The sequence below is a fragment of the Polaromonas sp. P1_E3 genome, from assembly GCF_056405935.1.
In genome coordinates, this window is record NZ_JBFUBD010000065.1 from 1 (window position 1) to 14,779 (window position 14,779).

The window sequence follows — 14,779 nt, forward strand, 5'->3', positions numbered from 1 at the left end:
AGTCGACGTGGGCGTAGTGGCGGTTGGCCGTTTCGTACTCGACGTGGGCGGTGTTGATGGTGATGCCGCGGGCCTTTTCTTCGGGAGCCGCGTCAATCTGGTCGTAACCCTTGGCTTCGCCGCCGAACTTGGATGCCAGAACGGTCGTGATCGCCGCCGTCAGCGTCGTCTTGCCATGGTCCACGTGGCCAATCGTGCCGACGTTGACGTGCGGCTTGGTCCGCTCAAATTTGCCTTTTGCCATTTTTCAACTCCAGAAATTTATAAAGAGTTACAAAACCAGTTACCACTACAGTCGGCAACAGCGCTTCGCACACCACACCGACTCAAAAATTTGGTGCCCTTTGCGGGAATCGGACCCGCGACCTCTCCCTTACCAAGGGAGTGCTCTACCACTGAGCCAAAAGGGCTGAACTCAAAACCACAACTGCAACCCGGCGCAAGATCAAACAGCAGAACCATAAAGCAGCTTTATGGAGCGGGAGACGGGAATCGAACCCGCGTCATTAGCTTGGAAGGCTAGGGTTCTACCATTGAACTACTCCCGCGCAGCTCTGCCAATTCAACTCACATCAAATCACCACGACCCAAAATACGCTTTACGCGACACACTTTCACGTGATTACTTTGCGTCGGCCGCCTGCCAAAATCAAAACAAAATCTGGTGGATGAGGCTGGATTCGAACCAGCGTAGGCGTTAGCCAACAGATTTACAGTCTGCCCCCTTTAGCCACTCGGGCACCCATCCTTCAAGCGAACCTCGGATTATGCCACGGTTTTATGTCGGACGAAATGCCTGGGCATGGCAAAACCACTAAAAATCTGCGCCGTATTCCGTCGGCGCCCTGGGCCGGCTTCGGGCATGATCGGGCAGCTTCCACCAATGCCAGAGTGAACCACATGGATATTGCTACCCCGTGGCGCTTCCGGCACAACGGCCACCTGGATAAAAAGACGCGCCCCACTTCCTCATGAGCACCTTACCCGCAGCACCTCCTTCCTCTCCGGGTGAGYCGTCCGCGCCCACTGCCGTGCGCCGGGTCAATCTGGCCCTGCAAGGCGGCGGATCGCACGGAGCGTTCACCTGGGGGGTGCTGGATGCCCTGCTGGAGGACGAGCGCATCGGGTTTGACGGCATCAGCGGTGCCAGCGCCGGGGCAGTCAACGCCGTGGCACTGGCGCACGGATTTGCTGTCGCTTCAAAAGGCAATGCCCATGAACCAGGCACTCCCCGGCAAGCAGCGCGTGCGTCGCTCGCCCGGGTCTGGCAGGGTGTTGCCGCCATGGGCAGCCTCGGCTCCATGGCTGACAGCATCAGTAAATTACTCATCGGGGGCTGGGCCACCAACAGAGTGAGCGCAAACTTAATGAGTGGCGCAATGACGCAATGGCTGTCGCCCTACCAGTCCAATCCGCTAGACATCAACCCGTTGCGCAAACTGCTGGAGGCAGAAATCGACTTTCACGCCATTGCGGCCATGCACACGACCAAGGCTTTCGTCTCGGCGACGCATGTCGCCACCGGACGGGCCGAGATTTTTGCCGGCAAACGCCTGACTTTGCAAGCGGTGATGGCCTCCACCTGTCTGCCCACGCTGTTCCAGGCGGTCGAAATTGACGGCCAGCACTATTGGGACGGCGGATTTTCCAGCAACCCTTCGCTGCTGCCACTCATCAGTGAATGCAGYAGCCGCGACATCATCATGGTGCAGATCAACCCCCTGCGGCGCCCCGAAATTCCTCACACACCTCACGACATTGCAGACCGGGTGAACGAGCTGACTTTCAACGCCAGCCTCCTGTCCCAGATGCGCACCATCGATTTCATCAATCGCCTGCTGGCCGACGGCCGCCTGCAGGAAGGCGAAAAATACAAGAGCCTGTTGCTGCACCGTATCGATGGCGGCGAGGCGCTGGAAAGCCTGCCCTCATCCAGCAAGATGTCGGCCGATACGGCCATGATCGAAAAGCTGTTCGAGATGGGCCAGGGGGCGGCCAGGCGCTGGCTGCGCCGTCACTTTGAAGCGCTGGGCCAGCAAAGTACGGTCAATATCCGGCGCGACTACGTGGGCAGCCTGCCGGCGGAGTTTTAGCCCCTTAAATTACGATGATTTTGGCCTCCCAGGCAATCAGGGCGGGCGCAAGCAGCTATCAAAACAATAGCGATTCAAGTCTTCGAATGGGCATCACGCCATTCGCGCGCCTGTGAGAAATGGCCGCAACCGATGAAGGGCAAGGGTGGCCGCATGGCTGACAACGGCGACGGGTGGTTGGCCACCAGCACCTTGTGACGTGTCGCGTCGATCAAGGCCCGCTTGCTCTGGGCATGCGCACCCCACAGCATGAACACCACCGGGTGGTCGCCCTCCGCAACCTGGCGGATCAGCGTGTCGGTCAATACTTCCCAGCCCTTGCCGGCGTGGCTGGCCGGTAGCCCTTCCTCGACCGTGAGGCAGGTGTTGAGCAACAGCACCCCATGTGTCGCCCACTTCACCAGGCTGCCGCCGGGCACCGGAAACTGGGGCGGCGGCGTACCGAGGTCGCGCTGCAATTCCTTGAAGATGTTGCGCAACGAGGGCGGCAGGGCGACCCCCGGGGCGACGGAAAACGCCAGTCCCTCGGCTTGGCCCACCCCGTGGTACGGATCCTGGCCGAGGATGACGACACGGACCTCTTCGGGTGGCGTGAGCTCCAGCGCGCGCAGCGGCTGGGGTGGGAAGATCGTCGCACCTTCGGCCATGCGGCTTCGCAGAAAACCCAGCAACTTCTGGCCGGTCGGACTGCCAAAAAAAGCATCGGTGGTCGGCCGCCAGCCGGGCGCCACCGGCCAGGCGGCGGGATCAGCCGTGGTGAGCCGGTTGGGCAAAGGCGTCGTCAAGGCGTCAAGCTGCTGGTTCATGGCTTTACAGCTATTTTTTTCCAAACAACTGAGCCAGCGCAAGGCCAGGCTCTTCCGCGCGCATGAAGGCCTCACCTACCAGGAATGCATTCACACCTGCCTCGCGCATGCGCTGCACGTCGGCCGGCGTGGCAATGCCCGACTCGGTAATCAGCAAGCGATCAGCCGGCACCTTGGCCAGCATTCCCAGCGTGGCGTCCAGCGAGACCTCAAAAGTTTTGAGATTGCGATTGTTGATGCCGATCAGCGGCGTCTTGAGCTTGAGGGCACGCTCCAGTTCGGCTTCGTCATGCACCTCGACCAATACGGCCATGTCCAGTGACATCGCCAGCGCTTCAAGCGATTTCATCTGCACGTCGTCCAGACACGCCGCAATCAGCAAAATGCAGTCGGCACCCATGACGCGCGCTTCATACACCTGGTAAGGATCGACCATGAAGTCCTTGCGCAGCACCGGCAAGCTGCAGGAGGCCCGCGCCTGCTTCAGGTAATCAATGCTGCCCTGGAAGAACTGCTTGTCGGTSAGCACCGAAAGGCAGGCCGCGCTGATCTCGCCGTCACCTTCGGCATAGCTTTGCGCGATGTCGGCTGGAATGAAGTCGGCGCGCAGCACGCCTTTCGATGGGCTGGCCTTCTTGATCTCGGCAATCACCGCAGGCTGGCCGGCAGCGAGCTTCTGGCGAAGTGCCCCCACAAAGTCACGCGTGAGCACGCGTGACTCGGCGTCTTCGCGCATGACGGCCAGCGGTTTGCGGCGGATGGACTCGGCAATTTCTTGGCGCTTGACGGCGACGATTTGGTTCAGGATATCGGACATGGCCCGATTTTGGCAGATGCGCCGAGGTGCTTGTAAGACCGGGTTTCGCAGCGTCTTAGCGCAAACCCGCTACAGGCAGTCACGCTCCGGCACTAACATTTACTTTCATCCGCTTTGAATGCGATGCCTGGCCGGGCTCGTGCACAAGGTTTACCTTCATCGAATCTCCCCTACGCCCCGTCACATGACCGCACTCACTGACTCCATCGAAGAAATTGTCCGATCGGCCGGCGCCATGATGCGCGACGCCTTCAATGCGCCGGACAAGCCCGCCTATTCGCTCAAGGGGCGGCAGGATTACCTGACCGTCACCGATGGCGCGGTTGAACAGTTTGTGCGCGCAGAGATCGAGCGGCGCTTTCCCGGCGACGCCGTGCTGGGCGAGGAAGCCGGCGGAGAAACCGGCGCAGCCCGCCTCTGGATTGTCGACCCGGTGGATGGAACGGCGAACTTCGCCCGGGCGATCCCGCATTTCTGCATCTCCCTGGGCCTGATGGTGAACGGCGAACTCGAAGCCGGCGCCATCTATGAGCCCATGCATGACGAACTCTTCATCGCGCAAAAAGGCCACGGCGCATGGTGCAACGGCGTTCGGCTCCAGGTCAGCGATCTGGCCGAGCTGGCTGCTTCCACCGTCGAAATTGGCTGGTCTTCGCGCCTGTCGCCAGACCCCTACCTCGCGCTGGTCAGCCAGTGCATGCATGCGGGCTGTTCGGTGCGCCGCGCGGGTTCCGGTGCGCTGGGGCTGGCCTATGTGGCCGCCGGGCGCTGCGAAGCCTACGCCGAGGCACACATCAATTCATGGGACGTCGCGGCCGGCCTGTTGCTGGTCCGGGAGGCCGGCGGCCGCGTCAACGACTTCTGGGCCGGCAACGGACTGGCCCAGGGAAGCCCGGTGCTGGCTACCAACGCCAGGCTTGCCTCGGAACTAAGCGTTTTAACGGGTATACCGCTGCGCTGACGGCTGCTAAGGTGGCTTCAACGCCGTACCGCTGGCGCCATTGACGACATAAAGAAGGAGACACAGATGAAACAGTTCACGTTCAAATCACTTTTCCCGGGATTGGCTCTGGCGGCTGCGGCCTGCGCCATGTCGTCCCCCGCCCGCGCGGCCGAAGAACTGGTGGTTTACTGCAACGTCCAGGAAGAATGGTGCCGGCCCATGGTGACGGCCTTTGAAAAGGCCACCGGCATCAAGGTGTCGATGACACGCAAGAGCTCCGGTGAAACTTACGCCCAGATCAAGGCCGAGGCGGCCAACCCCCGCGGCGATGTGTGGTGGGGCGGCACGGGCGACCCCCATCTTCAGGCAGCTGAAGAAGGTTTGACCGAATCCTACAAATCACCGAGGCTGGCCGACCTGCACCCCTGGGCAGTGAAGCAAGCAGAGGCCTCCAAGTACCGCACAGTCGGCGTTTATGCGGGCGCCCTGGGGTTCAGCTTCAATACCGTCGAGCTGGCCAAACGCAAACTGCCTGAGCCAAAGTGCTGGGCCGACCTGATCAAGCCGGAATTCAAAGGCGAAGTCCAGGTCGCCAACCCCAACTCGTCGGGCACTTCCTACACGTTGCTCGCCACCCTTGTGCAGATCATGGGGGAAGACAAGGCGTTCGACTACCTTAAAGCCCTGCACCGCAACATCAACCAGTACACCAAGTCCGGCGCGGCGCCCGCCCGTGCGGCAGCCACCGGCGAGAGCATGATCGGGATCACCTTCCTGCACGACGCCGTCACGCACGCCGTCGCAGGTGCGCCACTGAAGGTGGTCGCGCCTTGCGAGGGCACGGGTTACGAAATCGGCAGCATGAGCATCATCAAGGGCGCCAAGAACATGGCCAACGCCAGAAAATGGTACGACTGGGCATTGACACCTGAAGCGCAGAACATTGCCACGGTTGCGCACTCGTACCAGAACCCTTCCAATACAAAGGCGGCCCTGCCGCCGCAGGCGCCCAAGCTGGCCGACGTCAAGCTGATCGACTACAACTTCGCCAAGTACGGTGCTTCCGCCGAACGCTCGCGCCTGCTGGGCAAATGGGACAAGGACATCGGGGCACTGCCCAAGTAGGTCTTGAAACATATCCCCTTGACCCCCTTGCGCACCGACGAATCACGCCCCAACCTGACGATGCCCGCGACAGTGATGGCGGCCGCCCCAACCGGGCGGGCTGATCCATTGAGCTGGCTGCTGGCTGGGTTGGGTGTCGCAGCAGGCGTACTGCTGATGCCGTGGACCCAGAGCTCGGCCTATGTCGCCGGCGGATGCCTGCTGGCAGCCGCGGCGAGCGTGCTCGCAACACGTGCCGGTGCATTCAAGAGCGATGCTGCCATTTCAGGCGTTGTCTGCATCCTGTCGCTGCTGCTGGCCATTTTTGTCCTCTACCCGATCGGGCGCATGCTGCTGGCGGCTTTCGTGGACGAACGGGGCAACTGGCTGATCCATACGGCCGCAGCGCGGTTTTTCAGTGAGGACATCTGGGGAGTGGGCTGCGTTGCCGGCAGCGTCCGCTGCGGAGTGGCCATCAACTCCATCGTTCTGGCCACGCTTGCCGGCATCGGCAGCACGCTTTTCGGTTTCGCACTGGCCCTTCTGGCCGAGCGGGGCGGCAGGCGTTTTCGCGGCAGCCTTCGCGTGCTGTCCATCCTGCCCGTCGTCACGCCGCCTTTTGTCATCGGCCTGGCCATCATCATCCTGTTCGGCCGCACCGGTATCGTGACCCAGCTGATGAGCGACTGGTTCGGCATTGCCCGGTCGCGCTGGATCTACGGCCTGCCCGGCGTGTTGCTGGCGCAGGTGGTGTGCTTCACGCCGCTGGCCTTCCTGCTGATCAGCGGTGCATTGCGCCTTGTCAGCCCGACGCTTGAAGAAGCGGGCCAGGTGCTGAGGGGCTCGCCATGGCATGTGTTCCGCACAGTGACCTGGCCGCTGGTACGCCCCGCCATTGCCAACGCCTTCCTGCTGGGCTTTGTGGAAAGCCTGGCGGACTTCGCCAACCCACTGGTGCTCTCCGGAAATTTCGAGGTACTGTCGACAAAAATCTTCTTCGCCATCGCCGGGGCACAGCATGACGCCTCACGCGCGGCCATTCTGGCCGTCACGCTGCTGCTGCTGACGGTGGGTATCTTTGCATTGCAACAGCGCTGGATAGGCAAAGCCTCTTACACATCCGTGAGCGGAAAAGGCGACAGTGGACTGCCTGCCGCGCTGCCCACAGGCGTCAAATGGGGCGCACTGGCACTGGTCCTTCCCTGGGGCGTACTGACGGTGCTGTCGTACGGCATCATTCTGATCGGCGGCGTCGTCAAGGACATCGGACGATTCGACCTGACACCTTCGCTGCAGCACTTTGAGACCGGCTTTGGACTGAGCTGGGGCGCGGGTGGCCTGGTGTTTTCGGGCTCGGCGTGGAACAGCCTCTTCACCACCCTCGGTGTGGCTGCTGTTGCCGCACCCCTGACCACGGCGCTGGGCCTGCTGGGCGGCTATGTCGTGAGCCGCCACGTCTTCAAGGGCCGGCGCGCATTCGAATTCCTGACCATGGTGAACTTCGCCGTGCCCGGAACCGTGATCGGTGTGGCCTACATCGTCGCCTTCAACGTGCCGCCACTTGAGTTCACCGGCACCTTCGCCATCATCGTGCTGTGCCTGGTGTTCCGCAACATGCCTGTGGGCGTGCGGGCCACGGTGTCGGCCCTGTCGCAGCTGGACCGTTCGCTGGACGAAGCATCCGCCACATTGCGCGCCAGCACATCGCGTACGTTCGCTCGGGTCATCCTGCCCCTGCTGCGCCCCGCCATCATTGCCAGCCTCGTGTTCAGTTTCACGCACGCCATCACGGCGGTCAGCGCAGTGATCTTCCTGGCCACCGCCCAGCACAACCTCGCGACGGTCTACATCGCAGGGCGTGTGGAAGTCGGCGAGTACGCGCTCGCCATCGCCTATTCGTCGGTACTTATCGTGATCATGCTGGCCTGCGTCCTGCTGATCCAGCGTTTCATTGGCAATGCGGAGCTGGGGCGGCGCGCCGTATCAGCCGGCTGAGCTTCCTGCGCCATCGTCACACCTTCCTTTTTCCACCTATTTTTTAAGCAGGCCCTATGACCCCGTCCCCCGCCGCTGTGGAGTTTCAAGGCGTCGTCAAGCGTTTTGGCAAGGTGGTTGCATTGCATCCGCTCGACCTCACCATCGCCAAGGGAGAACTCGTGACCCTGCTGGGTCCTTCCGGCTGCGGAAAGACAACGCTGCTACGGCTGATCGCCGGACTGGAGCTTCCTTCCGAAGGCGTGATTCGCATCGATGGCCGGGATGTCACCGGAAGGTCGGCCAATCAGCGCGATGTGAGCCTGGTTTTCCAGTCGTATGCACTTTTTCCGCACATGAGCGCACTGGAGAACGTGTGCTACGGCCTGCTCGCATCGGGCATGAAAAAACCACAAGCTGTCGCCCTGGCAAAAAGCAAGATGGATCTGCTTGGCATCGCTGACTACGCCGACCGGCTTTCGTCGGAGCTGTCCGGCGGGCAGCAGCAACGCGTGGCGGTGGCGCGGTCACTGGTGCTGGAACCGGCCGTGCTGATGTTTGATGAGCCTTTGTCGAACCTGGACGCCAAGCTGCGCCGCAAGGTGCGCCAGGACATCCGCGACCTCCAGCAGAACCTCAAGCTCACGGTGGTTTACGTCACGCATGACCAGGAAGAAGCGCTGGCGGTGTCGGACCGCATTGTGGTCATGCAAAAAGGACGCATTGCAACCATGGGTGCGCCCCGCGACCTGTACGAGGCCCCTGTCTCGACTTTCGTGGCCGACTTCATCGGTGACGCCAACCTGATCAACGGCGAGCTGGTCACATTGCAGGGCCAGCATTTCTTTCGCGCAGACCAGGTCGACGTGCGCGTGATCCCGCCGTCCGGCATGCCCGATGGCGCCGTGGCGCTGGCCATTCGGCCGCACCGCATCCGCATCGGCGAACTCGAAGGAAGCACGCTGACGGGAAAAGTTCTGCGGCAGGCTTATTTGGGAAGCCGCATCGAAAGCGTGGTTCTTACACCGCTGGGTGAACTGCTGGTGTTCAGTGATGCGCTGCTGGACGTGGCCGGGCCAGGCAGTACGGTCGGCCTGCATTTCGCCGCAACCGACGCGCGTGTGACCACACGGGAATAAAGCAGGTCAATAAAGCAGTGCAGTCATGCACTGCAACAAGCCGTCAGGCGAGCTTCTGGCTGTGGCTCGCGAGCTGATCCAGCTTGGCTCTCGCCGCGCCGGACTCCAGCGCCGCGCGCGCCAGCACAATGCCCGCTTTCATGGAGTCGGCCACATTGGCCGCGTACAGGGCGGCCCCTGCATTCAGAACCACGATGTCACGCGCCGCGCCCGGCTGGTTGTCCAGCACACCCAACAGCATGGCCTTGGACTGTTCGGGTGTTTCCACGCGCAACGCGCGATTGCTGGCCATGGGCATGCCGAAGTCTTCGGGGTGGATTTCGTATTCGGTGATCTCACCGTTCCTGAGTTCGCCAACCACTGTCGCCGCGCCCAGACTGACCTCGTCCATGCCGTCCTTGCCATACACCACCATCGCGTGCTCGGCGCCCAGGCGCTGCAAAGCGCGGACCTGGATACCGACCAGGTCCGAATGGAACACGCCCATCAGGATGTTGGGTGCGCTGGCCGGGTTGGTCAACGGCCCCAATATATTGAAGATGGTACGCACGCCCAGTTCCTTGCGGATCGGTGCAACGTTTTTCATGGCCGGGTGGTGGTTGGGCGCAAACATGAAGCCCACGCCAACCTCGTCGATGCATTTCGCAATGGCTTCAGGCGACAGACCGATATGGATACCCAGCGACTCGATGACGTCGGCACTGCCCGACTTGCTGCTGACGCTACGCCCGCCGTGCTTGCTGACTTTGGCGCCTGCCGCCGCCGCCACAAACATGGAGCAGGTCGAGATGTTGAAAGTGTGCGAGCCGTCACCACCGGTGCCGACGATATCGACCAGATGCGTCTTGTCGGCCACATTGACCTTGGTGGAAAACTCGCGCATCACCTGCGCGGCGGCGGTGATCTCGCCGATGGTTTCTTTCTTTACGCGCAGGCCGGTGATGAGCGCGGCCATCATCACGGGCGACATCTCGCCGCTCATGATCAGCCGCATGATGTGCAGCATTTCGTCGTGGAAAATCTCGCGGTGCTCGATGGTGCGCTGCAGGGCTTCCTGAGGGGTGATTTTGTGGGTATGGGGCATGGCGTGTCTCGCTGCTTTTGTTCTGAATGAAATGGATAGCTCAGTTCGCCGGCGTATCGGTGAGGGCGAGCTTGAGGCCGAATGCGATGAACATCGCGCCGGCTGCACGGTCCAGCCAGTGCATGCCGCGCTGCACGGCATCGCGCCGCGCCATCCAGGCAGCCGCCAGGGCCCAGCCTGAATTAACCGGGATGGCGTTCACGTTGAACAGCACCCCCAACAATACAAAGGCCAGGGCCTTGTTGTCGGTGCCGGGGGCAATGAACTGCGGCACGAAGGCCAGGAAAAAGATCGCCACCTTGGGGTTCAGCACATTCGTCCAGAAGCCGCCCATGAAAATGGCTTTCAGCCGCTTGGGCGGCTCTGCGGCAGCAACGGCAGCCAGATCGGTGGTGGCTTGCGGCGCCCTGGAGAAAAGGATCTTTGCGCCTGTCCACAGCAGGTAAGCCGCACCCGCCCACTTGAGCACGGTAAACGCCGTGGCCGAAGTGGCGAGCAACGCGCCGACACCCACGGCCGCCGCAAAGATATGCACAAAGCATCCTGCCGTGATGCCCAGGCCCGCAACTATGCCGGCGCGGGCGCCCGAGCGCAGCGAATGGGTCACGATGTAAAGCACGTCCGGGCCCGGCGTCAGGTTCAGCAGCCAGCCCGCCGCGATGAAAAGCAAAAGGTGTTGGAAATCAGGCATGGTGGGGGCCTTTCACTTGAAAAACTGCCGGATGGCAGCGACGGCGCGGTCTATGCCGGCGGTGTCCACATCCAGGTGCGTGACAAAACGCAGGCGGTACAGCCCGGTGGCCTCAATGCCCTGGCTGGCCAGGTGCTTGAGCAGGGCGGCCGACTGTTCCCGCGCCGCGCCCGTCAGGTCGACAAATACGATATTGGTCTGCGGCGGCTCCACCTGCAGAACGTCAATGCCCGCCAGGCCGTCGGCCAGGTATTTGGCCAGGGCATGGTCTTGCGCCAGGCGTCCGACATGGTGATCCAGCGCATGCGACGCGGCCGCAGCCAGCATGCCGGCCTGGCGCATGCCGCCGCCGGCCATCTTCCGGATGCGATGTGCCCGCGCGATGAACTCGCGCGAACCGCAAAGCGCTGAGCCGACCGGCGCGCCCAGGCCCTTGCTGAAGCAAACGGAGACGCTGTCAAAACAGTCCGCAATGCGGCGCGCCTCAGCCAGCGGGTTGCTGCCCGTTTGCGCAGCCTGCGCTACGGCGGCGTTGAAGAGCCGCGCGCCGTCCAGGTGGCGGGCAAGGCCATGCTTCTTCGCCAGCGCAGTGGCCTGCCGCACATAGTCAAAGGGGAGAAGCTTGCCGCCCAGGGTGTTCTCGAGCGCCAGCATCCGCGTGCGCGCAAAGTGCGCGTCGTCAGGCTTGATGGCAGCTTCGATCTCTGCAAGCGCCAGCGTGCCATCGGTGTGGTGGTTCAACGGCTGCGGCTGGACGCTGCCAAACACCGCAGCGCCGCCGCCCTCCCAGCGGTAGCAGTGCGCCATCTGGCCGACGATGTATTCGTCACCGCGCTGGCAGTGGGAGAGGATCGCGCAAAGATTGCTCTGCGTGCCGGTGGGTACAAAAAGCGCGGCCTCAAAGCCCAGCAGCCCGGCGATCTTTGATTGCAAGGCGTTGACGGCCGGGTCGTCGCCGAAAACGTCGTCACCCAACGGTGCCGCCATCATGGCTTCCCGCATGGCGGCTGTGGGTCGGGTCACGGTATCGCTGCGCAGGTCCACGACGGTTTTATCAGCCATTTTTGCCTCCAGGGCAATATGGACGGGCGCAAGCAGCTATCAAAATAATAGCAACATGGATCATGCCGTTTGCTCCAGAAAGTTTTTCAGCATGGCGTGGCCGTGCTCCGTGAGGATGGACTCCGGATGGAATTGCACGCCCTGGATAGGCAGCTCCTTGTGGCGCACGCCCATGATTTCGCCATCGTCGGTTCGCGCCGTGACCGCCAGTACGTCGGGGCAAGATTCCTTTTCGATCGCCAGSGAGTGGTARCGGTTCACCACAAACTGCYCGGGCAGCCCGGCGAACACACCCTSCTGTGTGGTGGTGATGACGCTGGTCTTKCCRTGCATGAGCTGCTGGGCRCGCACGATCTTGCCGCCAAAAGCGGCGCCTATGGCCTGGTGGCCCAGGCAGACGCCCAGAATCGGGAGCTTGCCGGCGAAATACTCGATCGCTGCCACTGAAATACCGGCTTCGGCGGGTGAGCAAGGACCGGGCGACACCACCAGCACGTCAGGAGTGCGCGCGGCGATTTCGGCGACCGTGATCTCGTCATTGCGAAACACTTCAACCTCGGCACCCAGCTCGCCAAAATACTGGACGATGTTGTAGGTGAAGCTGTCGTAGTTGTCGATCATCAGGAGTTTGGTGCGCTTCATGGTTCAGTCCCCCTGGCGCAGGCGTGTGAACTCGCCGCGCTCAAAATCAATGGATGCGGCGATCATGGCGCGGTAGGTGGCTTCCATGATGGCCTCGGGAGCGCCGGCCGCACGGGCCTGGGCGCGCACGCGCTCGACGATGAATTCGATGCGCGCGTTGTCGACAATCTGGCTGGCGCTTTGCTTGATGCGCGCGGCCTGCGCCACATAGGCGCTGCGCTCGGCGATCAATGGTGCAATGCGGTCGTCCAGTGCGTCGATGTGGCGGCGCACATCGGCCATGGTGTCGCAGTGCTCAACGGCGGGATGGGGCAGCGTGTTCATTCCAGGCCCTCCTCCACCAGCTCGGAGGCCCGCAGCAGCGCGCGCGCCTTGGCTTCGGTCTCCTTCCACTCCAGCTCGGCCACGGAATCGGCCACCACGCCGGCCGCCGCCTGCACATACAGCGTCTGGTCCTTGATGATGCCGGTGCGGATGGCAATGGCCACGTCCATGTCGCCGGCATAGCTGAGGTAACCGCAGGCGCCGCCGTAGAGGCCCCGCTTGGTCGGCTCAAGCTGGTCGATGAGTTCCATCGCGTGGACCTTGGGTGCACCGGTCAGCGTGCCGGCAGGGAAGGTGGCCTTGAGCACATCCATGCTCGACATGCCGTCCAGCAGCGTGCCTTCAACGTTGCTGACGATGTGCATGACATGGCTGTAGCGCTCGACCGCGAAGGCTTCAGTGACTTTCACCGTGCCGGTTTTGGCGATGCGCCCGATGTCGTTGCGCGCCAGGTCAATCAGCATCACGTGTTCGGCGCGCTCTTTCGGGTCGTTCACCAGTTCGTGCTCCACGGCCTTGTCGGCTTCGGGCGAAGAGGCGCGGGGCCGTGTGCCGGCCAATGGCCTGATCGTGATCTTCTGCTCCTCTTCGACCTTTTCCTGCCTGACCAAGATCTCCGGAGAAGCCCCCACCACATGGAAGTCACCGAAGTGGTAGTAGTACATGTAGGGCGAAGGGTTCAGTGAACGCAGCGCGCGGTACAGGCTCAGCGGCGACTCGGTGTAGCGCTTCTTGATACGCTGGCCGACCTGCACCTGCATGAAGTCGCCCGCCTCGATCAGCCGCTTGGCGCGTTCCACCGCAGCGATGTAGTCGGCCTTGGCAAAGTCGCGCTCAGCCGGATAACTCTGCGACGGTTTCACCACCGGCGCGCTGACGGAATACTTCAGCTGGTCCTTCAGCTCACGCAGGCGCTTTTTGGCATTGGCATAGGCTTCCGGCCGCGCCGGGTCGGCATAAACAATCAGGTAAAGCTTGCCCGACAGGTTGTCGATCACGGCGAGCTCTTCGCACTGCAGCAACAGGATATCGGGGCAACCCAATGTGTCGGGCGGGCAGGAGGCTTCGAGCTTTTTCTCAACGTAGCGCACGGTGTCATAGCCGAAGTAACCCGCCAGGCCGCCGCAAAAGCGCGGCAGGCCGGGCCGCAGGGCGACCTTGAAACGCTTCTGGTAGTCGCTGATGAAGTCAAGCGGATTGGCTTTGGAGGTTTCCACAACCTTGCCGTCGGTCACCACTTCGGTCAGGGTGTCTGGCCCAAAACCGGATGCCCGCACCAGTGTGCGGGCGGGAAGGCCGATAAAACTGTAGCGGCCGAACCGCTCGCCGCCCACCACCGACTCCAGCAGGAAGCTGAACTTGCCACCGTCCCTGGAGTGGGCCAGCTTGAGGTAAAGGGAAAGAGGCGTTTCGAGGTCGGCAAATGCCTCGACCATCAAGGGAATGCGGTTATAGCCCTGGCCGGCCAGGCTTTTAAATTCGAGTTCTGTGATCACGGATGAGTCCTTCGCAAGGAGGCAACGCGCTCAAGGGCGTAGCCTCCTGTCATTCAAAATACCCCGAAGCATGGGGCCGGGATGCTCCGACCAGGGCCGGAGCGCATCAAGGGGGGTGTCGCAAAAACCGCGGCAGATACACGGGCAAGTGGCAGTGTGCCAGYCCGCGTGCGCCTCAGGCGTGCGAGAAATGACAGGTACGCCAGGGCCAGGCTCCCCGGCCTGCACAACCTGTCTGAATGACGCGATGAATGAACATGAAGGGCAAAGTGTAGCAAACAGCGGCCCACCGGACCCTCAAGGCCGGCGCAGTTGGCAAAGTTACAACAACTGGTAGTAATGCTTATCTCGCAAACCCTCTTGTAAGGGAGGGTAGCTGCGCCCAAAATGAACCCATAAAAAAGAACGCTCGTTCTATTTCCCCATTATCTGGAGACAAATTCATGACTTTGATAACGCGATGCATGGCTGGCCTGGCCGGTTTGGTACTGTCGTTCAGCGCCTTGGCCGACCCGATGGAAGTTTCAGGCATCAAGATCGATGACCCGGTCGAGGTCAGCGGCGCCAAGCTCCACCTGAACGGCGCAGGCGTTCGCTATAWAGC

14 protein-coding genes and 3 tRNA genes are annotated in these 14,779 nt (G+C 62.0%); 5 read left to right on the forward strand and 12 right to left on the reverse strand.

Annotated features, from left to right (window positions below; genetic code table 11):
- From AC1D0Z_RS10160 to AC1D0Z_RS10175, 4 genes are all read right to left on the reverse strand, one after another.
- Positions 1-244, reverse strand: a 244-nt coding sequence (locus AC1D0Z_RS10160; RefSeq protein WP_477650650.1) for a GTP-binding protein, incomplete at its 3' end; no start/stop codon positions are given.
- A gap of 91 nt (positions 245-335) precedes the next feature.
- A tRNA-Thr gene (locus AC1D0Z_RS10165) sits at positions 336-410 on the reverse strand.
- Positions 411-474: 64 nt separating this feature from the next.
- A tRNA-Gly gene (locus AC1D0Z_RS10170) sits at positions 475-548 on the reverse strand.
- A 114-nt stretch (positions 549-662) separates the two neighbouring features.
- Positions 663-748: transfer RNA gene (locus AC1D0Z_RS10175), tRNA-Tyr, on the reverse strand.
- A 223-nt stretch (positions 749-971) separates the two neighbouring features.
- On the opposite strand from AC1D0Z_RS10175, the gene AC1D0Z_RS10180 reads away from it, so the two are divergent.
- Positions 972-2,093, forward strand: a complete 1,122-nt coding sequence (locus AC1D0Z_RS10180; protein WP_477658126.1) for a patatin-like phospholipase family protein — start codon at positions 972-974, stop codon at positions 2,091-2,093.
- A 74-nt stretch (positions 2,094-2,167) separates the two neighbouring features.
- On the opposite strand, the gene AC1D0Z_RS10185 is transcribed toward AC1D0Z_RS10180, so the two are convergent.
- The gene (locus AC1D0Z_RS10185; protein ID WP_477658127.1) at positions 2,168-2,899 is read right to left on the reverse strand and encodes a uracil-DNA glycosylase; all 732 of its coding nucleotides are present in this window, start codon (positions 2,897-2,899) and stop codon (positions 2,168-2,170) included.
- 10 nt (positions 2,900-2,909) lie between these two features.
- Complete coding sequence (gene trpC / locus AC1D0Z_RS10190) at positions 2,910-3,716, reverse strand: indole-3-glycerol phosphate synthase TrpC (RefSeq protein ID WP_477658128.1); 807 nt, start codon at positions 3,714-3,716, stop codon at positions 2,910-2,912.
- Positions 3,717-3,900: 184 nt separating this feature from the next.
- Between trpC and AC1D0Z_RS10195 the strand changes: the two genes are divergently transcribed.
- From AC1D0Z_RS10195 to AC1D0Z_RS10210, 4 genes are all read left to right on the forward strand, one after another.
- The gene (locus AC1D0Z_RS10195) at positions 3,901-4,677 is read left to right on the forward strand and encodes an inositol monophosphatase family protein (protein WP_477658129.1); all 777 of its coding nucleotides are present in this window, start codon (positions 3,901-3,903) and stop codon (positions 4,675-4,677) included.
- Between the two features lie 66 nt (positions 4,678-4,743).
- A complete protein-coding gene (locus AC1D0Z_RS10200; RefSeq protein WP_477658130.1) occupies positions 4,744-5,784 on the forward strand; it encodes an ABC transporter substrate-binding protein in 1,041 nt (346 codons plus the stop codon).
- Between the two features lie 18 nt (positions 5,785-5,802).
- Positions 5,803-7,758, forward strand: coding sequence for an ABC transporter permease (locus AC1D0Z_RS10205; RefSeq protein ID WP_477658131.1), 1,956 nt, complete (start codon positions 5,803-5,805; stop codon positions 7,756-7,758).
- A gap of 56 nt (positions 7,759-7,814) precedes the next feature.
- The gene (locus AC1D0Z_RS10210) at positions 7,815-8,876 is read left to right on the forward strand and encodes an ABC transporter ATP-binding protein (RefSeq protein ID WP_477658132.1); all 1,062 of its coding nucleotides are present in this window, start codon (positions 7,815-7,817) and stop codon (positions 8,874-8,876) included.
- Between the two features lie 43 nt (positions 8,877-8,919).
- Here the strand turns inward: AC1D0Z_RS10210 and trpD are convergent, their stop codons facing one another.
- The 6 genes from trpD to trpE are packed head-to-tail and all read right to left on the reverse strand — an operon-like array spanning position 8,920 to position 14,175.
- Positions 8,920-9,960 carry an anthranilate phosphoribosyltransferase gene (trpD, locus tag AC1D0Z_RS10215; RefSeq protein WP_477658133.1) on the reverse strand — a complete coding sequence of 347 codons (1,041 nt, stop codon included), beginning with the start codon at positions 9,958-9,960 and terminating at the stop codon, positions 8,920-8,922.
- A 40-nt stretch (positions 9,961-10,000) separates the two neighbouring features.
- Positions 10,001-10,651, reverse strand: coding sequence for a LysE family translocator (locus tag AC1D0Z_RS10220; RefSeq protein WP_477658134.1), 651 nt, complete (start codon positions 10,649-10,651; stop codon positions 10,001-10,003).
- A 12-nt stretch (positions 10,652-10,663) separates the two neighbouring features.
- A complete protein-coding gene (gene ltaE / locus AC1D0Z_RS10225; protein WP_477658135.1) occupies positions 10,664-11,713 on the reverse strand; it encodes a low-specificity L-threonine aldolase in 1,050 nt (349 codons plus the stop codon).
- A gap of 60 nt (positions 11,714-11,773) precedes the next feature.
- On the reverse strand, positions 11,774-12,355 hold the full coding sequence (locus AC1D0Z_RS10230; RefSeq protein WP_477658136.1) for an aminodeoxychorismate/anthranilate synthase component II: 582 nt from the start codon (positions 12,353-12,355) through the stop codon (positions 11,774-11,776).
- A 3-nt stretch (positions 12,356-12,358) separates the two neighbouring features.
- Positions 12,359-12,679: a chorismate mutase gene (locus AC1D0Z_RS10235; RefSeq protein ID WP_477658137.1), complete on the reverse strand. Its 321-nt coding sequence runs from the start codon at positions 12,677-12,679 to the stop codon at positions 12,359-12,361.
- On the reverse strand, positions 12,676-14,175 hold the full coding sequence (trpE, locus tag AC1D0Z_RS10240) for an anthranilate synthase component I (protein WP_477658138.1): 1,500 nt from the start codon (positions 14,173-14,175) through the stop codon (positions 12,676-12,678). The genes AC1D0Z_RS10235 and trpE overlap by 4 nt, the downstream gene beginning before the upstream one ends.
- Positions 14,176-14,779: the final 604 nt, after the last annotated feature.